Below are 23,405 nucleotides of genomic sequence, written 5' to 3' on the forward strand. Positions count from 1 at the left end.
ATGGACCGAAAAACGATGACCTACCACCCAAAATCCGACTTCATGCGTGTGATGATCGAGCGCGGCTTCGTGGCCGATTGCACCGATTATCAGGCACTGGACGAAGCTTTGGTCAAAGGTGTCGTGCCGGCCTATATCGGCTTTGATGCCACGGCAAAATCGCTGCATGTGGGGTCGCTCATTCAGATCATGATGCTGCGCTGGTTGCAAAAGACCGGGCATAAGCCGATCACGCTGATGGGCGGTGGCACCACCAAGGTGGGGGACCCATCGTTCCGCGCGGACGAACGCCCTTTGCTTGGGCCTGAGCAGATCGACGAGAATATCGCCGGGATCAAGAAGGTCTTTGCCAAATATATCGACTATGACACTGACGGCGACAACAAGGCGCTGATGCTGAACAATGCCGAATGGCTGGACGAGCTGAACTACCTCGATTTCCTGCGCGATATCGGACGGCATTTCTCGGTCAACCGGATGCTGGCGTTTGAAAGTGTAAAGTCGCGGATTGATCGGGAACAGAGCCTGTCTTTCCTCGAATTTAACTACATGATCCTGCAAGCCTATGATTTCCTTGAGCTGAACCGCCGCTACGGCTGCGCTCTGCAAATGGGCGGCTCGGATCAATGGGGCAATATCGTCAACGGGATCGACCTGACCCGCCGCATCCTCGACAACCAGATCTTTGGCCTGACCTCGCCGCTTCTGACCACATCGGACGGCAAGAAAATGGGCAAATCGCAAAACGGTGCGATCTGGCTTAACGAGGACATGCTGTCACCTTACGAATTCTGGCAATTCTGGCGCAATACCACAGATGCGGATGTGGGTCGCTTCCTCAAGCTTTACACCGAACTGCCGCTTGAAGAATGTGAACGCCTGGGCGCGCTGGAAGGTCAGGCCATCAATGACGCCAAGATCGTGCTGGCCAATGAAGTCACCACGCTCGCCCATGGCGCCGAGGCTGCTAAAGCCGCCGAAGCCACTGCGCGCGAAGTGTTCGAAAAAGGCGGCGTGGGGGATGACCTGCCCACCGTCGCCCTCTCCGCGGATGAGATTGGCGATGGCATTTCCATCGTGCAGCTCATTGTGAAATCCGGCCTGGTGAAATCCGGCAAGGAGGCCAAACGCCTGATCGCCGAAAACGGGGCCAAGGTAAATGACGCGCCGTTGGAAAACGCAGGCCTGATGATCAGCGCCGCGGATCTGGCGGAACCAATGAAACTCTCCGCAGGCAAAAAGCGGCACGCGCTCGTCACCTTGGCGGGTTAAACACCCTTTTTCTTGCTGAAAATACCTTGGGGGTCCGGGGGCAAAGCCCCCGGCCTGCCAATACGCAATCTGCAGATTGCCCTTCCTTCCCCTGCTTGCTACCGTCCACTGCGCAGCCGCAGGAGGATCCGATGCAGCCATTCAATCCTAACCTATTCGCAACCTCTCCTCCCCCGGTGATGGAGGCGCGTCGCTGGGTCGCGGGCAAGAGCTTTTCCCAAGACCTGCCCCTGATCAATGTCAGCCAGGCCGCCCCGGTCGATCCCCCGCCAGAGGGATTGCGTCAGGCAATTGCCGACACTGCTTTGACCCTGCCCGACGCTCATCTTTACGGCCCGGTTCTGGGCCTGCCTGCATTGCGCAAAGAGGTGGCGTTTCAGTTTTCCCAGGCCTATGGAGGCACGATCGACGCAGAAAACGTGGCCATCACCTCCGGGTGCAATCAGGCCTTTTGCGCCGCCATCAGCACACTTGCCGGCCCAGGGGACGAAGTCATCCTGCCAACACCCTGGTATTTCAACCATAAAATGTGGCTGGACATGAACGGGATCGACGCTGTTGCGCTGAAAACCGGCGAAGATCTGCTGCCCGACCCGGACACAGCCCGCGCCCTGATCACCCAAAAGACGCGGGCCATTGTGCTGGTCACCCCGAACAATCCGGCCGGGGTCGAATATCCCCCCACCCTGATTGCCGCCTTTCGTGACCTTGCCCGCGACGCCGGGATTGCGCTGATCATTGACGAAACTTATCGGGATTTTCATTCCAAGGACGGCGCGCCACATGACCTGTTTGCGGACCCGGATTGGAGCGACACAGTGATCCAGCTTTACAGTTTCTCGAAAGCCTACCGGCTGACCGGCCATCGCGTGGGCGCACTGATCACCAGCCCTGCACGCCTTGCCCAGGTGGAAAAATTCCTCGACACCCTGACAATCTGCCCCGCTCAGCTGGGCCAGCACGCGGCCCTTTGGGGGATGCGCAACCTTCGGGATTGGCTCGACGGCGAACGGCGGGAGATCCTGAGCCGCGCCCAGGCAATGCGAGAGGGGTTTGCCCCGCTGGCACAAAAGGGCTGGAGCCTGATGGGATGTGGCGCATATTTCGCCTATCTGAAGCACCCGTTCGACCTGCCCTCGGATCAGCTTGCCCCCAAGCTGGTTGATCAAAGCGCCATCCTGTCCCTTCCCGGCACCATGTTTACGCCCGCAGGCGATGCGGACGGGGCGCGCCAGCTGCGGGTGGCTTTTGCCAATATCGACCGTGACGGGATCGGCGTATTTCTCGATCGGCTCACGGATTTTCATCCCTGACGCATCACCGCTTGGCAATCCGGACCGCGTGACCTAAAACCGCTTAGAGCTGAATGAAAAAGGATGCAAAGCATGGCAACCAGTAAGATCTCGCGCACCTTCGGTTGGGGCCTCATGGGCCTCGTGATGGTTGGGCTTGTAGGCTTTGGATCCACCAATTTCGGCGGCGGTGGCCGGTCGATTGGCACCGTGGGGGACACCGATATCGACGCCCAGCGGTATGCGCGTGAACTAAACAATGAACTGCGCGCGCTCCAGGCCCAGACCGGGCAGCAGATCCCGCTGGCACAGGCCCAGGCCTTTGGCCTCGACCGTCAGGTTCTTGGCCGCCTTCTGGCGACCACGGCACTGGAAAACGAAACCGCTCGTCTGGGTATTTCGGTTGGCGACGACCAGCTGCGCAAGCGGATTGTGGAAATCTCGGCCTTTCAGGGGGCCAACGGACAATTCGACCGCGAAGCCTATAATTTTGCCTTGGAGCAGTCCGGCCTGACCGCAGCGGAGTTCGAAGCGTCCTTGCGGGCCGAAGTTGCCCGCCAGATCCTTCAGGCGGCTGTCACCAATGGTGCCGCGGCCTCGTCCTCCTATGTGGATGCCCTTTACGGCTATGCTTATGAAACGCGCAGCTTTACCTGGGCCAGCCTGCCCATGTCGGCCCTGACCACGCCCCTGCCCGCCGCCAGTGCGCAGGAACTGACCGCCTATTACGACGCCCGTTCGGCTGAATTCACCCTGCCCGAGACAAAGAACATCACCTTTGCCTGGCTCAACCCGGAAGACCTGATCACCGGGATCGAGGTGAACGACGAAGACCTTGAGGCCCTTTATCAGGAGCGGATCGACGAGTTCATGGTGCCCGAGCGCCGCATGGTCGAACGCCTTGTCTTCTCCAGCACGGCAGATGCCCAGGCCGCCATGGACGCGATCACCGCAGGCGATAAGAGTTTTGAAGACATTGTCACCGAACGTGAACTGACCTTGAGCGATGTCGATCTGGGGGACCTATCACAAGACGAGCTGGGCATGGCAGGGGACACGATCTTTGCCATGACGGCCCCCGGCGTTGCCGGTCCGGTTGAAAGCGACCTGGGCCCGGCAATTTTCCGCATGAACGCTGTTCTTGCCGCGCAGGAGACCAGTTTCGAGCAGGCCCGCGAACAGCTTCAGGGCGAGCTGGCCTCTGACGCGGCCCGTCGGCAGGTAAACGACCTGATTACCGATCTGGACGATCTTCTGGCAGGTGGCGCCACCCTGGAAGAGATTGCCGGCAGCCATAAAATGCGTCTCGACACAATCGACTGGACCACAGAGAACAGCGACGGCATTGCCGCCTATGAAAGCTTCCGCGAGGCAGCTATTGCTGCACAGGAGGGAGATTTCCCCGAAATCACGCTGATGGCCGATGGCGGCGTTTTTGCGCTGCGCGTCAACAAGGTCGACGCCCCACGCCTGCAAACGCAGGACGAAGTGGCAGATCAAATTCTGGTGGGCTGGGGCCTGCAAAAGCGCCTTGAGTTGCTGGCCGCACAGGCCGAAAGCATGATCCCGGCGCTGGAGGGGGGCGAAAGCCTGTCCTCGCTTGGTCTGACTGAGGTGGTGGAAACGGAACAGGGGCGCGACGCCTTTATCAACGGCGCACCAGCCGGGTTCATCAACGAAGTCTTCACCATGAAGGCCGATGAATGGCGTGTTCTTCCGGGTGTTGAGGACGTGGTTCTGGTGCGTCTGGATGCCGTCCATGCCGCCGATCAGACCAGCGATGAGGCCGTTGCGATGAAAGCGCAATTTGCCGAGCAGACCGGTCAGGAGCTGGGCATTGACATCGAAAATGCCTTTGCCCGTATTCTCGAAACTCAGGCAGGGGTGACGCTTGATCGGGCCGTGATCAACGCCATCCACGCCCAGTTCCCGTAACCCCGCCCCCAATCGAGAGGAACCCCCATGGCCCTTACCCCGTCATTCGACGCGTTTGAAGCCGGTTGGAATGCCGGGAAAAATCAGGTGGTCTATACCCGGCTTGCGGCGGATCTGGACACACCGGTCAGCCTGATGATGAAGCTGACCGAAGCGCGCCGGGACAGTTTCATGCTGGAATCGGTCACCGGCGGCGAGGTCCGTGGGCGCTATTCGATGGTGGGCATGAAACCCGACCTGATCTGGCGCGCGCGCGGGGAGCAGTCGGAAATCAACCGTCAGGCACGGTTTGACGGGGACAGTTACGAGCCAATGCCGGGCAACCCGCTGGACGCTTTCCGCGCTGTTCTGGCGGAAAGCCGGATTGACCTGCCCGCAGATCTTCCGGCCGCCAGCGCGGGGTTGTTTGGCTATCTCGGCTATGACATGATCCGGTTGGTGGAACATCTGCCCGATCAGAACCCCGACCCCCTTGGCTTGCCCGATGCGGTGATGATGCGCCCGTCTGTGGTTGCGGTTCTGGATGGGGTGAAAGGTGAGGTGACCCTGGTTGCCCCCGCCTTTGTGTCTTCCGGCCTCAGCGCCAAGGCGGCCTATGCACAAGCGGCGGAACGCGTCATGGACGCGCTGCGGGATCTGGAGCGCGCCGCGATTGGCGAAAGCCTCGACCTTGGGGATCTCGCAGATCTAGGCCCGCTCACATCAAACTTTGCCAAGGACGATTATCTGGCGGCCGTGGAGCGCGCCAAGGAGTATATCAGGGCCGGTGACATCTTTCAGGTGGTGCCCAGTCAGCGATGGGTACAGGATTTCCCCCTGCCCCCGTTTGCACTTTACCGCTCGCTGCGCCGGACCAACCCGTCACCTTTCATGTTCTACTTCAATTTCGGCGGTTTCCAGGTGGTCGGTGCCAGCCCGGAGATCCTTGTGCGCGTGTTTGACGGGGAGGTGACAATCCGCCCGATCGCGGGAACCCGTCCGCGCGGGAAGACGCCTGAGGAAGACAAGGCGCTGGAGCTTGACCTGCTCGCGGATCAGAAGGAATTGGCGGAGCATCTGATGCTTCTGGATCTCGGGCGCAATGATGTGGGCCGCGTGGCAAAAATCGGCACCGTCCGTCCGACCGAAGAGTTCATCATCGAACGCTACAGCCACGTTATGCATATTGTCTCGAACGTGGTGGGAGATCTGCACGAAGACAAGGACGCATTGGACGCCTATTTCGCGGGTATGCCTGCAGGCACCGTGTCGGGCGCACCGAAAGTGCGGGCGATGGAGATCATCGACGAGCTGGAGCCGGAGAAGCGCGGCATCTATGGCGGCGGCCTTGGCTATTTCAGCGCGGGTGGCGACATGGACATGTGTATCGCGCTGCGCACGGCGATTGTAAAAGATGGGAAGCTTTATATTCAGGCCGGTGGTGGGGTTGTTTACGACAGCGATCCGGAGGCGGAATATCAGGAAACCGTGAACAAGTCGAAAGCCATTCGGGCGGCTGCGGAGCATGCCGGGATGTTCAGCCGTTCACGGGGAAACTAAAGCGTTTCGCATTTAACCCGAAACGCGTCAGCCCCGGCTGAGGGGCTCTGCCCCTCGCCTCTTCGAGGCTCACCCCGAGGTATTTCAGGCAAGAAAAAGGCGGCGCAGGTATCTGCAGCCTCTTACCAATTGTGTTGGTGGTGAGACACCAACTGCAACTTGTTGGATTTAAAGCGTTTCGAGATTAACTTGAGACACAAGTTGATTTCGAAACGCCCGCAACATCAGTAGGTTTCGGGCGTTTCGCCTCATTATTGTGTCTCAATAATAAGTCGAAACGCTTTAGTCCGCATTACATGCTCCAACTTTCGACAAGAAAAAAGGCCCCGGCAAATACCGGGGCATGAATTGGTGCGGTCAGAAAGAGTTAGGACAAACTCTTCTGAAAGCATCGAGCCGCCTGATTTAGAAGAGGTTTTTCAAGAGCTTGAGCGTTGGGATGAAGTCCTCAAAGATGATCGGAATATCCTGCGAGGGCCACGCCCATGACCTCGCGAGACACATCCAAGCCTGCACGCCTCGCGCCGTTTTCATTGCGGCTAACACCTGACGAACGATCTCAGCTTGAATCTCAGGCTGGGGCGATGCCGCTAGCGTCCTATATCAAGTCTGTGGTTTTTGCCGCTGAAGCTCCCAAATATCGCAAGCGGCGCAAACCACCTGTTGCGGAGCAACAGCTATTGGCTGAGGTTTTGGCGCGCCTCGGACAAACACGGCAGGCCAACAACCTCAACCAGATTGCAAAGCACCTGAACCAAGGCACGTTGATCGTCGATCCAGAACTGGAAGAAGACCTCAAACGTGCCGTGGCCGAAGTGGCATGGATGCGCGCGACATTGATGAAAGCCTTGGGGGTGTCGTTATGATCCTCAAAGGTTCTCAGCGCTCTGGAGCAAAGGCCTTGGCCGATCATCTGATGAATGATCGTGACAATGATCATGTGTCGTGCTTAGGGTTGCGTGGATTTTCTTCTGATCAACTTAATGGTGCGCTCTCCGAGATGCACGCAATTTCTAAGGCCACACAATGTAAGCAATTCATGTTTTCCCTCAGTCTGAACCCACCAACCGACCACATTGCCACCGAACAGGATTTTCTTGAGGCAGCAGATCGCGCAGAACAACAACTGGGACTGACAGATCAGCCCCGTGCGATTGTTATGCACGAGAAAGAAGGTCGTCGCCACGCGCATGTGGTCTGGTCGCGTATTGATGTCGATGAAATGAAGGCAATCAACCTGCCGCATTTCAAAAACAAACTGCGGAATTTATCGCGTGATCTGTATCTGGATCATGGTTGGGTGCTGCCCGATGGGCTGGCGACTTACGGCAACAAATCGCCTTTGAACTTCACCCTCGAAGAATGGCAGCAGGCCAAACGCCAAGGACTTGATCCTCGCGAGATTAAGCAGGCGTTCCAGCAAGCGTGGGAACGCTGCGATAGCCAAATCGGTTTCAAGAATGCCCTCGAAGATCGTGGCTATTTTCTTGCGCGTGGTGATCGGCGCGGATTTGTTGCACTGGATGTCGATGGCAATGTCCATTCGATTGCCAAGTGGACTGGCCTCAAGACCAAAGATGTGAAGGCAAAACTGGGTTCGCCAGAGAATTTACCATCCGTCGATGAAACCCGCTCCACCATTCGATCCAAAGTCACAGAGCAAATGCGCGGTTACATCCGCGATATCAAAGACCGCCAGAACCGTGATCTTGATCCGCTGCGCGACAAGCTGCGGGATATGAACATGGCACACCGTGATGAACGTCAGAAACTTAAAGACGGGCAAGAAAAACGCTGGTCACAGGAAACCAAGCTCCGCTCGGATCGTTTGAACAAAGGTCTGCGCGGTTTGTTCGACCGTCTGACAGGAACCCATAAAACCATCCGCCAGCAAAATGAACTGGATGCTCGCAAGGCTGCAAACCGCGATCAGAAACAACGTGATTTTATGGTCATGGAACAGATGAAAGAACGCCGTGCGTTGCAGCGTGAATTCCAGAAACTGAGAGAACAACAAAAGAAGGAGCGTTCGGTACTTGCCCGTGATGTTATGAGTGTCCTTCGATCACGAGATCAAGAAATCCCACATAAAGCGAGCAATGGGCGACAAAGAAGCAGAATGCGTACGCACGAGTTGGAACTATAACATTATGTGCCAGCGAGGAAAAACCGTGAATGCTGAGGCGTTTTCATGTATGATATTGGGATGAAGCAAGAAACATGGTGGGATTATTTCGACGAAGATCCAAATGAAGAAATCGGCAGGCAAATTGAGGGGCTTTTTGGCGAACCAATCAATATAGTAATGCCCCGCATTTCATGGGCATACTTGGATTGGATGGAGGTTGAACTTGGTGGCAATCTGAAAGGTTTTTTCCAAAAATGTGAAACCATTGCTATTCCACATGATGAGTCTAGAAACGAGGCCTATCGAAATGCCTTTTATTACAACTACATAAAGCGTGAAAGCAAAGGCCTGTCTCGTCCCCCATGGTGCAGAGCCGCCACTAAGAATGAAATTGCAGAGCTTCTAGACGGATTGGTTCCCATGTCTGACTAGGGCATATCAAGGGAAGCATAATTTATGTCTGATAAAGAAGATGGTAAATCAGCGTGTAGTAATGGTCCCGAATATAATCCAGAAAATTCAGTAAGCAATGGAAATGCTCCTAAGGGGACAGTAAGCAACCTCTCCGTGCCTAATTTAGGATTGGGGCCAAATACTAAGGTTGTTCGCATGGTTGTTGATGTAAAAATCAACGAACAAGCTAAATCCGAAGAAGTTCCAGAACCAGAAGATACTCGTCCTGTTGCGGTCAAAACAGGTGATGAGGATGTGGACAAGCAGTCGGAGAAAGATGGCTACTGGACCTGTCGCGGTTTGATGCCGCTCCTTTGATAGCATTTACTGCAACAAAGGAGGCCGACTATGGGACTGAAACGGACGGACGAATTCCGGGCTGATGCGGTGCGTATCGCGCTGACGAGTGGGCTTACGCGTAAACAGGTGGCTCACGATCTGGGTGTTGGCATGTCGACGCTGAACAAGTGGGTGACGGCACACCGAGACACGGATGTGGTGTCGAAAGAGGATTTGAGCCTCGCGCAAGAGAATGACCGGCAGCGACGCGAGAACCGCATCCTCAAGGAGGAGAGGGAGATCTTAAAAAAGCAACGCAGTTCTTCGCGGGCCAAAAGCCATGAGGTTTAGGTTCATCCACTGCCCGGCAGGGTCATGCGCAGCATGATCCCGAGAGGGGAAGAGCATACCGCGATTTCCCGACCAACCGTCTTTGCGAGGTCATGGATGTCAGTTCACGTGGTCTGCGGGCCTTCCGCGGTCGTCCCGCCAGCCGCAGGCAGCGGTCCGATCTGGTGACGCTGGCACATATCAAAGAGCAGTCGCGTCTCAGTTTGGGCAGCTATGGCAGAGCGCGCATGACGGAAGAGCTGAAAGAGATTGGCCTGAACGTCGGGCACCGCCGTGTAGGCCGCTTGATGCGTCAGAACGGCATATCCGTTGTGAGAACCCGCAAACACAAGGTGACAACCGACAGCACTCACACGTTCAACATTGCGCCGAACCTGTTGGATCGCAACTTTACTGCTGACCAGCCCAACCAAAAATGGGCGGGCGATATCAGCTATGTCGGGACGCGTGAGGGATGGCTGTATCTGGCCGTCATTCTCGATCTGCATTCCCGGCGTGTGATCGGCTGGGCAGTCAGCAATCGCATGAAGCGCGATTTGGCGATCCGGGCGTTGAAGATGGCCACAGCCCTCCGGTCGCCGCCGAAAGGCTGCATCCATCACACGGATCGTGGGTCGCAATATTGCTCGCATGATTATCAGAAAATCCTGCGCCAGCAGGGGGTCAAAGTATCGATGAGCGGAAAAGGTAATTGCTATGACAATGCCGCTGTCGAGACGTTCTTCAAAACCAGCAAGGCCGAACTGATCTGGCGACGGTCATGGGAAACACGACGGCAGGCTGAGATGGCGATCTTTGAATACATCAACGGGTTCTATAATCCGCGCCGCCGTCACTCAGCACTGGGCTGGAAAAGCCCCGTGGCATTCGAACGGAAGGTGGCTTAACAGGCTGCTGAAAAACTCCGGCCTCGACGCCAATCGCGGAACATGATTCATCGCAACCACGACATGGACGGAGGTGGGGATGCGTGGATCGGACAAGGTGACGGGATCGCTGTTCAGCTACGTCGATCTCGAGGAGCGCATTCCAGTGCGACATCCGCTTCGCAAGATCCGATCCGTCGTCAACGCTGCGCTGCGTTCACTGGATGCCGGGTTCGACCGGCTCTACGCCGGAGAGGGTCGGCCTTCCATTGCGCCGGAACGTTTGATCCGCGCCAACCTGCTGCAGATCCTCTACTCGATCCGAGCGGCAACTCATGGAGCAGATGGACTACAACCTTCTGTTTCGCTGGTTCGTGGGCCTCGAGATCGACGATGTCATCCGGGTCCCGACCGTCTTCACGAAGAACCGCGACCGGCTGCTGACGACGGACATGTCGCGCAAGATCATGGCCGCCATTCTGGCGCATCGCGAGGTGGCACCGCTGCTGTCCGATGACCATTTCTCGGTGGACGGCACATTGGTGAAAGCCTGGGCTTCGATGAAAAGTTTCCAGCCGAAGGAAAGGGCTGCGTCCGACGCGGACGAGGGTCCCGGCGATCCGCCAGACGGCCATATACCGCCACCAGCCTCCCCTGACCACTCCACGGCCGAGCCCGAACCGATGCCCCGCCCCACACGCCGCAACCGCAACGCCGAAGTCGACTTCCCTGGGGAACGACGCCCGAACGCGACCCACGCGTCGATGACTGATCCCGAGGCCCGGCTGTTCAAGAAGGCGCCCGGCGCCGGGGCCATGCTGTGCTTCATAGGCCATAGGCTGATGGAGAACCGCTCCGGCCTGATCGTGCAGGCCGACCTCACGTAAGCGGACGGACACGCCGGGCCGCGTGCTGCCATCGCTATGCTACACCGCCACTCGCCTGGATCGACGCGGCGTCTGACCCTGGCTGCGGATCGCGGCTATGACAGCGCCGACTTCGTCGCTGAGTTGCGCCAGATGGTTGTCACTGCCCACGTCGCGCAGAAATCCCGACATTCAGCCATCGATGGCCGGACTACCCGACACCCCAGTTACGCCAAATCCCAGCGACGCTGGAAGAAGATCGAGGAGCCTTTCGGCTGGGCCAAGACCGTCGGTGGGATGGCTCAGACCATGTATCGCGGCATCGAGCGGGTGCGCGCCCGCTTTACGTTGACAATGGCAGCATGCAATCTGGCAAGGCTTCCGAAACTGCTGGCTGCCTGACGAGGAAAGGCGCCACCAAGACTGCTTGCCCATGATCCAGCCCCACCCAGAATCCGTGTTGGGGGAAACCGTTCCTCACAGCGGACTTTTTCAAAACCCTGTTAAACGAGCACTTGGGGCGGCACGAAAGCGCGACAGGTCCAGGCCGCTTCTTCTTTTCTGCAATTTCATAGGGTTAAAAGCCGAGCATCCATGTCCCTTCAGGCCAGAATGAATGGAAAGCGAAGGCAAAGAGCACATCATGGGGAAGGTCACGGCCCTGGGCGTCGCGCACTCGAATGGTGCCAACGTCGCGCCCATTTGCAATCCGCCCGTCATCCAGCGCCGAAGCCTGACCGCCCCCCCAGCTGATCGTGATCCCGGCTTCGTTAATCTCACCAGATTTGGCAAGGCGTGAAACGGGCCAAGCGCGATCTCCGACCCGCACCACCCGCGCGAGGGCGGGCACATTGTTTGGGGGAAGCTCTCCTGTAAAAAAGGGATAGGGGCGTGTGCGGCTGTCATATCCCACATAGGGGTTCCGACCATAGGCACGGCGCGCCTGTGGTTGGTCCATCACTTTCCCATCCGGGTTGCGACCGGCAAATTCAGCCCAGCTTTCCATCCAGGAGGGAAGCTGTTCAAGTTGCGTATCGGTATGAACGCCGACAATTCCGGTGCCAAGCGCCTGCTGCCACCAGCTTTCGGTTTCACGGTCATACATCACCATGTCCGAATTTCTGAGCTTTCCGGTCACGCCGAAGCTGAGCACCTGCCCCTTAACGCGCCGGTCAAACACCATGGCGGAATTGCAGAGCGGGCAGAAGGTGACGGCGATGGGGCGACCGGCGACCTCATCATTCACGACTTCATGCCAGGTCAGGTAGCGCAACGGATAGGCGCGTGCCGGCGCGCCGTCGAGTTCCACGGCAATCACGGGTTCACGTGCGCCGAGACGGGTTTCGTCCTGCACGGAAAGAAATCGGGGATCAGACAAGGCAGGGATCCCGTCCCGGCCCGGACCACCAGACAGGATTTCGGTCCAGTTCTCAACACTGGTTCGGGTAAAGTCGGTTTGCGGAAATTCGTGTTTCCAGAACGCAGGATCTGCCCGCAGGCATTGCGCCCAAAGCCCGAGGATCACGGTCAGGATGGTCAGTGCCAGACGTCCGTGAAACTGTATTTGGGTCTGGGATATAAGCTGGACGGGTAAACGCATCGGGGCCTCCTCTTCCCGTGGCATCTGGTCAACAGATGGTGACAGAGAGAGGAGGCCCCGCCTAGACCCGCTCACGCGGGTTTGAGGGCATGTGTTCGCAAGCGATAGAGGCGTTACTCGACCACTTTCACCGAGGTCATCACGTCCGGATCGCCCAGGATCTGACCGTTGGGGCCTGCGCCTTTCTTGATGGCCTCGACCACGTCAAAGCCATTGGTAACCGCGCCGACGATGGTGTATTGGCCATCAAGGAACGGACCCGGCTTGAACATGATGAAGAACTGCGAGTTGGCAGAGTTCGGGTTTTGCGACCGCGCCATGCCAACAACACCGGCGGCAAAACTTTCCGAGGAGAACTCGGACGGAAGATCCGGGTAATCCGATCCCCCCATGCCGGCGTAATCCATCTTGTCGCCATCTTTTTTGCCGTATTTCACGTCACCGGTCTGGGCCATGAACCCCTCGATCACACGGTGAAACACCACATTGTCATATTGCCCCTCACGCGACAGCGTCAGGATGCGCTCCACATGCTGCGGGGCGAGATCCGGGCGCAGGGTGACTTCGATCTGACCGTTGGCCTCACCGGCCACGGTGATTTCGATCTTCGGAAAATCACTTTCGGCAATGGCGGCATTGGGTTCGAAGCTTTGAGGCCACAGAGTATAGGCGGCATAGCCGACGATCACCAGAACGCCAGCCAGAAATACCGTCCAGAACCCGCGCTTGTCCTTGGTGCTATAATCAGACATCTGCGGCCACCTTGACCGACACCATCACATCCGGCTCTGCAGGCGGCTCACCGCGGGTGATTGCATCCACATGCTCCATGCCCGAGGTCACACGACCGTAAACGGTATATTGGCCATTCAGGAAATGGTTGTCGTTGAAATTGATGAAGAATTGCGAGTTGGCCGAATTTGGGTTCTGCGAGCGCGCAGCGCCAAGGGTGCCACGATCATGCGGCAGTTTCGAAAACTCTGCCGGCAGATCCGGCAGATCCGACCCACCGGTCCCCGCACGACGCAGGCTCATCGGGTCTTTGCCGTTGGCCACATCGCCAGTCTGGGCCATGAATCCGTCGATCACACGGTGGAACACCACGCCGTCATACTCGCCACGACGGGCCAGCTCTTTCATGCGCTCAGCATGTTTCGGGGCCACATCCGGCAGCAGCTCAATCACAACCGTGCCGTTTTTCAGCTCCATCAGGATCGTGTTTTCAGGATCTTTATATTCGGCCATCTGGGCCTCCTTTATATTCAGATTTGCCGACAACCTATGTTGCGCGGCAACGGTTGAAAAGACCCCGACCTGAATCCGGCGCAATTTCCGCATTCATCGTTGACCATAGTGGACAAATGGTGTGCATAGGCGACAAGATTGTAAGGAGGGGTGTCATGGCCTGGAAAACGCTGGACGAGATGGAACTGGCAGGGAAAGTGGTGCTGACGCGCGTGGATATCAACGTGCCGGTCAAAGATGGCGAGGTCACGGATGACACCCGTATCCAGCGCATCCTTCCAACCATCAGGGACATTCTGGCCGCGGGCGGCAAACCTGTTCTTCTGGCCCATTTCGGGCGCCCTAAAGGGGAACGCGTGCCGGATATGAGCCTTTCAGTGGTGCGCCCTGCCCTTGAGGCCGCGCTGGGACGACCGGTCAAATTTGCCGAGGATTGTATTGGTGGTCCGGCCAAACAAGCCGTGGCCGCACTTGAAGAAGGCGATGTTCTGCTTCTGGAAAACACCCGCTACCACGCCGCTGAAACCAAAAACGATCCTGCTTTTGCCGCCGGTCTTGCGGCCCTCGGCGATATTTACTGCAATGATGCCTTTTCGGCGGCGCACCGCGCGCATGGGTCGACCGAAGGGGTCGCCCGGCTGCTCCCGTCCTGCGCCGGTCGTCTGATGCAGGCTGAGCTTTCGGCGCTTGAAGCTGCTTTGGGGCAGCCTGAACGCCCTGTTGTCGCGGTTGTCGGCGGGGCAAAAGTGTCAACCAAACTCGACCTTCTGGGCAATCTGGTCAGCAAGGTGGACCACCTTGTCATCGGCGGTGGAATGGCAAATACCTTCCTCGCCGCGCAGGGCATTGACGTGGGCAAATCACTGGCCGAACACGATATGGCCGATACCGCGCGCGAGATCCTGGCCAAGGCAGACACCGTAGGCTGCGAAGTGATCTTGCCAAGCGATGTGGTGGTGGCGCGGGAATTCGCAGCAGGGGCTGCCAGTGAAACTGTCCCCGCCGATGCCTGCCCTGCCGACGCAATGATCCTCGACGCAGGACCTGAAAGCGTCGCGAAAATTATCGACACCCTGTCAACCGCCAAGACCCTGATCTGGAACGGGCCTCTTGGGGCGTTTGAGATCGAACCGTTTGATGCGGCAACCAATGCGGCGGCCGCTAAAGCGGCGGAATTGTCGGCAGACGGCAAACTTACCTCGGTGGCGGGCGGGGGCGACACGGTGGCTGCGCTGAACAAAGCAGGGGCAACCGAGCGATTCACCTATATCTCAACCGCTGGCGGTGCATTTCTGGAATGGATGGAGGGCAAGGAACTGCCCGGCGTGGCGGCCCTATCCAACTGATAACGTCTTATAATCAAATACTTAACCCCGCCCATTTCGGCGGGGTTTTCTTTTGCATTCTCGCTTGACTCTATTCTGACTATTTTAGTAAGTTATCAATATCAGCCACCCGACACCCGGCCAGCCGACACATTTTTCTCAAGAGCGCGAACATGAAGACACTGGCTGACATCCCCCCGGAACCACTGGAAATCCTGCACCACCTCCCCCTGCCCTCCGGCCTTGTTCCCCTAGCGGAATGGCTCCTCGACCGAATTGAAGGAAATCGCACATGACTGTCCAACTGCGCACCCTTTCACTGGATGCAATGACCAAACCGCAAGCCCCGCAATATGAGGCCCTTTCGCTGACCCGGAATGGCAAAACGGCCCAGATCACCCTCAACGGGATGATCTACACGCTGACAATCACCCGTGCCGGCAAACTGATCCTGACCAAGTGACGCGCGAACCAATCGCCGGTTCCCCGCAGCATGGGTTCCTGGCGGCTCCGGGGGCAGCGTCATTAAACCGTTTCATCCGACGTTGCCTCCGGTTTTTTGCCCGTCTCCCTACTGTCCCAACAGAATGTTAGCGCCAGCAGAATTGCAACATTGGGGTCTCTCGCCTAGAAGGGAGGGGAAAATTTCACCCTGACATCGGACGGGACCATCATGCCGAACCAAGCACAATTGGACAAAATCAAAGCCGGCCAAGGCTTTATCGCAGCACTCGACCAATCGGGCGGCTCCACGCCCAAAGCTCTGCGCCTGTACGGCGTGGAAGAAGACGCCTATTCGAACGACGCCGAAATGTATGACCAGATCCACGCCATGCGTGCGCGGATTGCACAGGCACCTGCGTTCACCGGCGAAAAAGTCATCGGCGCGATCCTGTTCGAAATGACCATGGATCGGGAGATTGACGGCAAGCCGACCGCCACTTTCATGTGGGACGAACGCGGCGTTGTGCCTTTCCTGAAGGTCGACAAGGGCCTGGCCAATGAGGAAAACGGTGTGCAGCTGATGAAACCAATGCCAGATCTGGATGCCTTGTGCGAACGCGCTGTGAAAGCAGGCGTTTTCGGCACCAAGATGCGCTCGGTAATCAATGCGGCCAATGCGGAAGGCATCAAGGCGGTTGTGGCCCAGCAGTTCGAAATGGGCAAACAGATCATCAGCCATGGGCTGGTGCCGATTATTGAGCCGGAAGTGACCATCTCGATCACAGACAAGGCTGAAGCCGAAACCCTTCTTCTGGCCGAGATCAAAGCCCAGCTTGACGCCTTGCCCGAAGACCAGACCGTGATGCTCAAACTGACCCTGCCCGAGACCGCCAATCACTATAAAGCCCTGGTCGATCATCCGCGCGTCGCCAGCGTTGTGGCGCTGTCCGGTGGCTACTCCCGCGAGGAGGCGAACACCCGCCTTTCGAAGAACACGGGCATGATTGCCAGCTTCTCTCGCGCGCTGACCGAGGGTCTTTCCGCCCAACAGTCTGATCAGGCGTTCAACGACACCATCGCAGGCACTATCGACAGTATCTACCAGGCGTCGATTGCAGGCTAACCCCTCACGCCAAAATGATTTTTTTCAAAACGCCCGCGATCAGTTTCGCGGGCGTTTTTCATTCAGCCCCCTGCTTTCCAGAGCTTTCAAATTGCTCCTGTTGCCCGCGCGACTCACTTCCTGCCTCTGTCTGACTTTTTTCAAAACCGATTCGTTTTTGGGATTCACAAGGCGAATCGCCTATGGCATAGTCCTCTTGCACCACCCAAAAAGAGGTGGGCATGAAGGCAGTACATACAGGCGGGAAACCTATGGGCGCCCCTCGCGCAAAAACAGGAATTGGTGGAGTGGTCTACTTCGTCGCGGTCACTGGCCTCGGCATCTACTTTACCTTTGCCAGTGTGCAGGGCGACTTCGGAATTTTCCGACGCGTGCAAATTGAGGCCGAGGCGCAAGCGCTCACACAAGAACGCGCAGCGCTCTCGGCCCAAATTGCGGGCCTGACCAACAAAACCCAACGGCTCTCCGACACCTATCTCGACCTCGACCTGCTGGACGAACAAGCGCGCTCGGTTCTGGGCCTGGTACGGGCTGACGAAGTGGTTCTGCGTTAAGCAACTTGTCTTGAATTCCGACAGGGCTGAGCTTCCCCCTCTCCGCTTATTTCCCCACAAACCGGTAAAAAACTCATGCAATGGGCTCGCCCCAAGTCGCCTTCACGTGACTTTTTTCCTGAACTCCAAGTTTTTGTCGACCTGAGGAAGAAAACTCTGTAATAAATAGTTTAATGCTAAACTATTGCATCAATCAGAGTTGACGCCAAAAGGAGGATGCCGCATGGCCGCCCGGAAAAGCGCCCAGAAAAAGTCCGCTAAATCAAACACATCCAAAGAAGAGCTGCTTGAGTATTACCGCGAGATGCTTCTGATCCGTCGATTCGAAGAGAAATCGGGGCAGCTCTATGGCATGGGGCTGATCGGCGGGTTCTGTCACCTTTATATTGGTCAGGAGGCTGTTGTGGTCGGGTTGGAAGCGGCCGCAATCGAAGGCGACAAGCGCATCACCTCTTACCGTGACCATGGCCACATGCTGGCCTGCGGCATGGATCCGAAAGGCGTGATGGCAGAGCTGACCGGCCGCGAGGGCGGACTGTCGAAAGGCAAAGGCGGCTCGATGCACATGTTTTCGAAGGAAAAGCATTTCTACGGTGGCCACGGCATTGTTGGCGCACAGGTTCCGATCGGCACCGGCCTGGCTTTTGCAGACAAGTATCTGGAAAATGGCGGCGTGACCTTTGCCTATTTCGGCGATGGCGCAGCCAACCAGGGGCAGGTTTACGAAAGCTTCAACATGGCCTCGCTTTGGCAGCTTCCGGTCATCTATGTGATCGAGAACAACCAATATGCCATGGGCACCTCGTTGCAGCGCGCAAGCTCCACCCCCGAAATCTACACCCGTGGCGAAGCATTCGGCATTCCTGGTGAGGCCGTGGACGGGATGGACGTTCTGGCAGTGAAAGAGGCCGGCCTGCGAGCGACGGAGCATTGCCGCTCGGGCAATGGGCCATATATTCTGGAAATGAAAACATACCGTTACCGCGGCCATTCGATGTCGGATCCGGCCAAGTACCGCACCCGTGAAGAGGTGCAGAAGGTGCGTGAGGAACGCGATGCGATCGAACATGTGCGCGAGCTTCTGCTGCAGGGCAAACACGCCACGGAAGATGAGCTGAAAGCCATAGACAAGGACATCAAATCGGTTGTGAACGACGCTGCCGAGTATTCGAAAACCAGCCCGGAACCCGCTCTCGAAGAGCTGTGGACCGATATTTACGCCTAAGCCGGACGAGGAGAGAGAAACATGGCTACTGAAATCCTGATGCCCGCCCTGTCCCCGACCATGGAGGAAGGCACGCTGGCAAAATGGCTGGTCAAAGAAGGTGACACCGTATCGTCCGGTGACATCCTGGCCGAGATTGAAACCGACAAGGCGACGATGGAGTTCGAAGCGGTTGATGAAGGCATCATTGGCAAGATCCTGATCGAAGAAGGCACCGAAGGGGTGAAAGTCAACTCGCCCATCGCCGTGCTGGTGGAAGAAGGCGAAAGCGCGGATGACATTGCCGCGCCCGCCGCTGCGACCGAAGCGGCCCCGGCCGCTGAAGCCCCGGCCCCCGCTGCCCCGGTTGCTGCCCAGCCGATCACACCAGTGGTTCCGGCTGATACTGAAATTCCGGCCGGCACCGAAATGCGGCCCACCACCGTGCGCGAAGCCCTTCGTGACGCGATGGCCGAAGAGATGCGCGACGATGAGACCGTCTTTCTGATGGGGGAAGAGGTTGCCGAATATCAGGGCGCTTACAAAGTGTCCCAGGGGCTCCTGGACGAATTCGGCGCCAAGCGCGTGATCGACACACCGATCACCGAGCACGGTTTCACCGGTCTCGCCACCGGGGCTGCAATGGGTGGCCTGCGTCCTGTGGTCGAATTCATGACCTTCAACTTCGCCATGCAGGCGATTGACCACATCATCAACACCGCCGCCAAGACGCGCTATATGTCCGGCGGCCAGATGTCCTGCCCGATCGTGTTCCGCGGCACCAATGGGGCCGCTGCCCGCGTGGGCGCCCAGCACTCGCAAGATTATGCCGTCTGGTATGCGCAGATCCCCGGCCTGCATGTGGCCATGCCCTACTCGGCGGCGGACGCCAAGGGAATGCTGAAAGCGGCCATTCGTGATGACAATCCGGTGGTCTTTCTGGAAAACGAGCTGCTTTACGGCACGAGTTTTGATGTGCCGGTGATGGATGATTACACCGTCCCCTTTGGCAAGGCACGCATCTGGCGGGAAGGCAATGACGTGACCATCGTCAGTTTCGGGATTGGCATGAAATACGCTTTGGAAGCCGCGGATGAGCTGGCCAAAGAGGGTATTTCGGCAGAGGTTATCGACCTGCGCAGCCTGCGTCCGATCGACTATGACACGGTGATCAATTCGGTGATGAAAACCAACCGCTGCGTCACCGTGGAAGAGGGCTGGCCGGTGGCCTCCATTGGCAACCACATCTCGGCCACGATCATGGAGCGTGCATTTGATTATCTGGATGCGCCGGTGATCAACCTGACGGGCAAGGATGTGCCCATGCCCTACGCTGCAAACCTTGAAAAGCTGGCGCTTGTGACCACCACCGAGGTGATCCAGGCCGTCAAAGCCGTTACTTACCGCTAAGGAGCTCGACACATGGCTATCGAAATTCTCATGCCCGCCCTGTCGCCTACGATGGAAGAAGGCACTTTGGCAAAATGGCTGGTCAAGGAAGGGGACACGGTACAATCCGGTGACCTTCTGGCCGAGATCGAAACAGACAAGGCGACGATGGAGTTCGAAGCGGTGGACGAGGGTGTCATCGGGAAGATCCTCGTTGCGGAAGGCACCGAGGCCGTCAAGGTGAACTCGCCCATCGCAATCCTCGTTGAAGAGGGAGAAGAAGTTGGTGACGTGGCCGCAAGCGCCCCCGCAGCGCCTGCTGCAGCCGAGGCTGAGGCCGCTCCTGCAGCGGTTGAGGCATCGGCACCTGCGCCCGCAGCCCCCGCCCCGCAAGCCGCTGATGGAACACGCATTTTCGCCTCGCCGCTGGCGCGTCGCATTGCGGCGGACAAAGGTCTGGATCTGACGCAAATCAGTGGCACCGGCCCCAAAGGGCGCATCGTGAAGGCGGATGTGGAAGGCGCAACAGCGTCGCCCCCCGCAGCAGCTCCGGCGGCGTCCGCCCCAGCAACCCCGGCTGCAGCCCCTGCCCCCTCCGTATCTTCGGATGCAGTGGCCGCAATGTATCAGGGTCGTGCGTTCGAAGAGGTCAAGCTTGACGGGATGCGCAAAACCATTGCCGCCCGCCTGTCGGAAGCCAAGCAGACCATCCCGCATTTCTACCTGCGCCGCGACATCAAGCTCGACGCTCTTCTTGCGTTCCGCAGCCAGTTGAACAAACAGCTGGAAGCGCGTGGTGTAAAACTGTCGGTCAATGATTTCATCATCAAGGCCGTGGCCAACGCCCTGCAACAGGTGCCCGAAGCCAATGCCGTTTGGGCAGGCGACCGGGTGCTTCAGATGAACGCCTCGGACGTGGCTGTCGCCGTGGCCATTGAGGGCGGGCTGTTCACCCCGGTCTTGCAGGACGCCGATCAGAAGTCGCTGTCGAGCCTGTCGACCCAGATGAAAGACCTCGCTACGCGCGCGCGCGACCGCAAACTGGCACCGCATGAGTATCAGGGCGGCAGCTTTGCCATCTCGAACCTCGGCATGTTTGGGATCGACAATTTTGACGCCATCGTGAACCCGCCGCATGCGGGCATTCTGGCAGTCGGCACCGGGGTGAAAAAACCTGTGGTTGGTGAAGATGGCGAATTGACGGTTGCGACAATCATGAGCGTGACCATGTCTGTGGACCACCGGGTGATTGACGGGGCCGTTGGGGCCAACCTTCTGAAGGCCATCGTCGAAAATCTGGAAAACCCGCTGACCATGCTGGCCTGAAAAGGATCGGGTGCCGGAAGATCCCTGCACCCGATATATTCAAAAAATTACATCCATTGATCTGGCTCAAGGTGGCGCCCTGCCCCTTGGGCCATTTCTTTTGCGAATGAAGATATCCGCAGGAGACAGACATGGATTTCCCCGCCCTTCTGGCCGACACCACTGCCAACACGGACGAGTTTCGCAAGCTCAACCCCGATGGTGGGAAAGGCTTTGCCGCCATGCACCGCGCCGCGATGGGGGAAGGGGCGCTGTCAATGAAGGCGAAAGAGCTTCAATGCATTGCAATCGGGATTGCCAAGCAATGCAATGACTGCATCGGCTTTCATGTGCGTGCCGCGATCAAGGCGGGCGCAACCCGCGAAGAGATTTCAGAAACTGTCGCCGTGTCGATCATGATGGGGGGCGGCCCCGCCTATATGTATGGCGCGCGCGCCTTGCAGGCGTTTGATCAGCTATCCGAACTTGCGGTTCCGGCGTGATCTTAAAGCGCGTCAGGGGGCTTCCGAAGTGCCTTAAAACATGTCAGGGTGCCGGTATCGGGCGCCCTTTTCATCTTCTGCCATGTTCATCATCTGTCACGATATGTCACCAGCTCAGCGGCTGAGGGTCTGATTCATCTGGGTTGATGGTTGCGCGCACCCCGCCTCGCCCACGATACGCGCAGGCACACCGGCCACAGTCACGTTTTCCGGGACTTCCTCCAACACGACGGACCCCGCTGCGATACGCGAGCAGCAACCGACGTGGATATTGCCCAGCACCTTTGCCCCGGCCCCGATCAAAACCCCATCGCCAATTTTCGGATGACGGTCTTCGTCCTCTTTGCCCGTGCCCCCCAGCGTGACGGAGTGCAACATCGACACATTGTCCCCCACCACGGCGGTTTCGCCAATCACGATGGAATGGGCGTGGTCAATCATGATCCCTTTGCCAATGCGCGCACCTGGATGGATGTCGATGCCGTAGACTTCGGAACAGCGCATCTGAATAAAATAGGCCAGGTCCTTGCGCCCTTCATCCCACAGGAAATGCGCCAAGCGATAAGCCTGCATCGCCTGAAACCCCTTGAAGTAAAGAACCGGCTGCAACATCCGGTGGCAGGCCGGATCACGCTCAACGATCGCGGCCACATCCGCACGTGCCGCATCTGCCAGATCCGCACAGCTGTCATAGGCTTCATCCGCAATCTCGCGCAGCAAAACCATACTCATTTCATTCGAGCTGAGCTTGGCGGCAAACCGGTAGGACAGTGCTTTTTCAAGCGTCTTGTGATGAAGAACACAAGCGCCTACCAGCCCACCCAACAGGGGTTCTTTCTGAATTGCTGCTCTTGCCTCATCAGTGATGCGGTCCCACACTGGGTCGAGTTTTGTCACGATTGCGCGCTTCTCTGCCATGGTTTTTCCTCAAGTTACCGAACCGTTTTACACCAGCTCCGCAGGGAATGCCAAACGCAAAGCCGTGATGGCGGCAATTGCAAACAGGAATGACTTAAAGCGTTTCGACTTTAACCTGAGACAGGGAAAAGTCGAAACGCCGCAAGAGATATCAATTTTCGGGATAAACATGTGTGTCAGGTTTATCCCGAAACGCTTTATGAGTAGCAAATTCAAAACGCAGCTTTTGCAGGTGCTGGACGATCTGGACCAAGAAGATGCCCTCGGGGCCGAGGGGCAACGGGTCGTGGAACTGGATCAGCACGCCGTTGGGCGCCTGTCCCGCATGGATGCGTTGCAAAATCAGGCCGTGGCGCAGGCTCAGACCACGCGACGCCACGCCCAGCGCCAACGCATTCACGCCGCCCTCGATCGGATCGAAGACGGCGCGTTTGGCTTTTGCGAGGATTGCGGAGAAGATATCCCCGACGGTCGACTGGAACTGGACCCTTGTGTGACGCGATGCGTCAGTTGCGCATCAGGGTGATATCAGACATAACGTTGGGTCCTCAGGGCCGCAAAAATCGTCAGCATGCAGTCACAATAGTCGGGATCATCCTGATACGGTTCCTGTTCGCGCGGCATTTTGCGGGCAACGGCAGCCAGGCTGCCATTGCCCCATTTCGGATGCGCACGCCCCGTCACATAACGGTAGCGATCTGCCATATTGGCCCGCGCCACCATGCGCAACATAGCGTCGGGGCGGTCCTGCGCGGGCAGCGCAAGAAGCGCACAGGCTGCGGCGGCCACATCACCGGGAAGGACAGGACGCATG

General features: G+C 57.8%; 22 protein-coding genes and 2 pseudogenes. 19 read left to right on the top strand and 5 right to left on the bottom strand.

Annotation, left to right across the window (positions count from 1 at the left end; all coding sequences use genetic code 11):
• Positions 1–15 precede the first annotated feature (15 nt).
• The 10 genes and pseudogenes from tyrS to AKJ29_RS19045 all read left to right on the top strand — a co-directional run bounded on the left by tyrS (position 16) and on the right by AKJ29_RS19045 (position 11,383).
• Positions 16–1,272 (top strand): tyrosine--tRNA ligase, encoded by a 1,257-nt coding sequence (tyrS, locus tag AKJ29_RS16370; protein WP_055192610.1) that lies wholly within the window; start codon positions 16–18, stop codon positions 1,270–1,272.
• Between the two features lie 131 nt (positions 1,273–1,403).
• The gene (locus AKJ29_RS16375) at positions 1,404–2,585 is read left to right on the top strand and encodes an aminotransferase (protein ID WP_055192611.1); all 1,182 of its coding nucleotides are present in this window, start codon (positions 1,404–1,406) and stop codon (positions 2,583–2,585) included.
• 72 nt (positions 2,586–2,657) lie between these two features.
• On the top strand, positions 2,658–4,499 hold the full coding sequence (locus AKJ29_RS16380) for a SurA N-terminal domain-containing protein (protein WP_161805470.1): 1,842 nt from the start codon (positions 2,658–2,660) through the stop codon (positions 4,497–4,499).
• 27 nt (positions 4,500–4,526) lie between these two features.
• The gene (trpE, locus tag AKJ29_RS16385; RefSeq protein WP_055192613.1) at positions 4,527–6,038 is read left to right on the top strand and encodes an anthranilate synthase component I; all 1,512 of its coding nucleotides are present in this window, start codon (positions 4,527–4,529) and stop codon (positions 6,036–6,038) included.
• 584 nt (positions 6,039–6,622) lie between these two features.
• Positions 6,623–6,904, top strand: coding sequence for a plasmid mobilization relaxosome protein MobC (gene mobC / locus AKJ29_RS16390; protein WP_055192614.1), 282 nt, complete (start codon positions 6,623–6,625; stop codon positions 6,902–6,904).
• Positions 6,859–8,184, top strand: a complete 1,326-nt coding sequence (locus AKJ29_RS16395) for a relaxase/mobilization nuclease domain-containing protein (RefSeq protein ID WP_235477637.1) — start codon at positions 6,859–6,861, stop codon at positions 8,182–8,184. Before mobC ends, AKJ29_RS16395 begins: the two co-directional genes overlap by 46 nt.
• A gap of 45 nt (positions 8,185–8,229) precedes the next feature.
• The gene (locus AKJ29_RS16400; protein ID WP_055192616.1) at positions 8,230–8,598 is read left to right on the top strand and encodes a hypothetical protein; all 369 of its coding nucleotides are present in this window, start codon (positions 8,230–8,232) and stop codon (positions 8,596–8,598) included.
• Between the two features lie 24 nt (positions 8,599–8,622).
• Positions 8,623–8,937, top strand: a complete 315-nt coding sequence (locus AKJ29_RS19530) for a hypothetical protein (RefSeq protein ID WP_139231457.1) — start codon at positions 8,623–8,625, stop codon at positions 8,935–8,937.
• Between the two features lie 30 nt (positions 8,938–8,967).
• Positions 8,968–10,136, top strand: a pseudogene (locus AKJ29_RS16410) (IS3 family transposase).
• Positions 10,137–10,215: 79 nt separating this feature from the next.
• Positions 10,216–11,383, top strand: a pseudogene (locus AKJ29_RS19045) (IS5 family transposase).
• 175 nt (positions 11,384–11,558) lie between these two features.
• Here the strand turns inward: AKJ29_RS19045 and AKJ29_RS16420 are convergent.
• The 3 genes from AKJ29_RS16420 to AKJ29_RS16430 all read right to left on the bottom strand — a co-directional run bounded on the left by AKJ29_RS16420 (position 11,559) and on the right by AKJ29_RS16430 (position 13,826).
• A complete protein-coding gene (locus AKJ29_RS16420; protein WP_082392650.1) occupies positions 11,559–12,581 on the bottom strand; it encodes a DUF3179 domain-containing protein in 1,023 nt (340 codons plus the stop codon).
• 113 nt (positions 12,582–12,694) lie between these two features.
• On the bottom strand, positions 12,695–13,333 hold the full coding sequence (locus tag AKJ29_RS16425; protein ID WP_082392652.1) for a peptidylprolyl isomerase: 639 nt from the start codon (positions 13,331–13,333) through the stop codon (positions 12,695–12,697).
• Positions 13,326–13,826 carry a peptidylprolyl isomerase gene (locus tag AKJ29_RS16430; protein ID WP_055192707.1) on the bottom strand — a complete coding sequence of 167 codons (501 nt, stop codon included), beginning with the start codon at positions 13,824–13,826 and terminating at the stop codon, positions 13,326–13,328. Before AKJ29_RS16430 ends, AKJ29_RS16425 begins: the two co-directional genes overlap by 8 nt.
• Positions 13,827–13,981: 155 nt before the next feature.
• On the opposite strand from AKJ29_RS16430, the gene AKJ29_RS16435 reads away from it, so the two are divergent.
• The 8 genes from AKJ29_RS16435 to AKJ29_RS16465 all read left to right on the top strand — a co-directional run bounded on the left by AKJ29_RS16435 (position 13,982) and on the right by AKJ29_RS16465 (position 21,673).
• The gene (locus AKJ29_RS16435) at positions 13,982–15,172 is read left to right on the top strand and encodes a phosphoglycerate kinase (protein ID WP_055192618.1); all 1,191 of its coding nucleotides are present in this window, start codon (positions 13,982–13,984) and stop codon (positions 15,170–15,172) included.
• A gap of 307 nt (positions 15,173–15,479) precedes the next feature.
• Positions 15,480–15,614, top strand: a complete 135-nt coding sequence (hemP, locus tag AKJ29_RS19050; protein ID WP_235477694.1) for a hemin uptake protein HemP — start codon at positions 15,480–15,482, stop codon at positions 15,612–15,614.
• A gap of 210 nt (positions 15,615–15,824) precedes the next feature.
• The gene (locus AKJ29_RS16440) at positions 15,825–16,718 is read left to right on the top strand and encodes a fructose bisphosphate aldolase (protein WP_055192619.1); all 894 of its coding nucleotides are present in this window, start codon (positions 15,825–15,827) and stop codon (positions 16,716–16,718) included.
• Positions 16,719–16,969: 251 nt separating this feature from the next.
• Entirely contained in the window at positions 16,970–17,272 is a 303-nt protein-coding gene (locus tag AKJ29_RS16445; protein ID WP_055192620.1) for an FtsB family cell division protein, read from the top strand.
• A 223-nt stretch (positions 17,273–17,495) separates the two neighbouring features.
• The gene (pdhA, locus tag AKJ29_RS16450; protein WP_055192621.1) at positions 17,496–18,497 is read left to right on the top strand and encodes a pyruvate dehydrogenase (acetyl-transferring) E1 component subunit alpha; all 1,002 of its coding nucleotides are present in this window, start codon (positions 17,496–17,498) and stop codon (positions 18,495–18,497) included.
• A gap of 21 nt (positions 18,498–18,518) precedes the next feature.
• Positions 18,519–19,886 carry a pyruvate dehydrogenase complex E1 component subunit beta gene (locus AKJ29_RS16455; RefSeq protein ID WP_055192622.1) on the top strand — a complete coding sequence of 456 codons (1,368 nt, stop codon included), beginning with the start codon at positions 18,519–18,521 and terminating at the stop codon, positions 19,884–19,886.
• A 12-nt stretch (positions 19,887–19,898) separates the two neighbouring features.
• Positions 19,899–21,191 carry a pyruvate dehydrogenase complex dihydrolipoamide acetyltransferase gene (locus AKJ29_RS16460; protein WP_055192623.1) on the top strand — a complete coding sequence of 431 codons (1,293 nt, stop codon included), beginning with the start codon at positions 19,899–19,901 and terminating at the stop codon, positions 21,189–21,191.
• Between the two features lie 131 nt (positions 21,192–21,322).
• Positions 21,323–21,673, top strand: coding sequence for a carboxymuconolactone decarboxylase family protein (locus tag AKJ29_RS16465; RefSeq protein WP_055192624.1), 351 nt, complete (start codon positions 21,323–21,325; stop codon positions 21,671–21,673).
• Positions 21,674–21,787: 114 nt separating this feature from the next.
• Here AKJ29_RS16465 and cysE read toward each other — a convergent pair whose 3' ends face one another.
• The gene (gene cysE / locus AKJ29_RS16470) at positions 21,788–22,591 is read right to left on the bottom strand and encodes a serine O-acetyltransferase (protein ID WP_055192625.1); all 804 of its coding nucleotides are present in this window, start codon (positions 22,589–22,591) and stop codon (positions 21,788–21,790) included.
• A gap of 199 nt (positions 22,592–22,790) precedes the next feature.
• Here cysE and AKJ29_RS16475 point away from each other — a divergent pair, with 199 nt between their 5' ends.
• Positions 22,791–23,117 carry a TraR/DksA family transcriptional regulator gene (locus AKJ29_RS16475; RefSeq protein WP_055192708.1) on the top strand — a complete coding sequence of 109 codons (327 nt, stop codon included), beginning with the start codon at positions 22,791–22,793 and terminating at the stop codon, positions 23,115–23,117.
• Positions 23,118–23,119: 2 nt separating this feature from the next.
• Here the strand turns inward: AKJ29_RS16475 and AKJ29_RS16480 are convergent, their stop codons facing one another.
• Complete coding sequence (locus AKJ29_RS16480; RefSeq protein ID WP_055192626.1) at positions 23,120–23,404, bottom strand: DUF7742 family protein; 285 nt, start codon at positions 23,402–23,404, stop codon at positions 23,120–23,122.
• Between the last annotated feature and the right edge of the window lies 1 nt (position 23,405).

Origin of the sequence: Aliiroseovarius crassostreae (genome assembly GCF_001307765.1) — a bacterium.
Taxonomy (GTDB): domain Bacteria; phylum Pseudomonadota; class Alphaproteobacteria; order Rhodobacterales; family Rhodobacteraceae; genus Aliiroseovarius; species Aliiroseovarius crassostreae.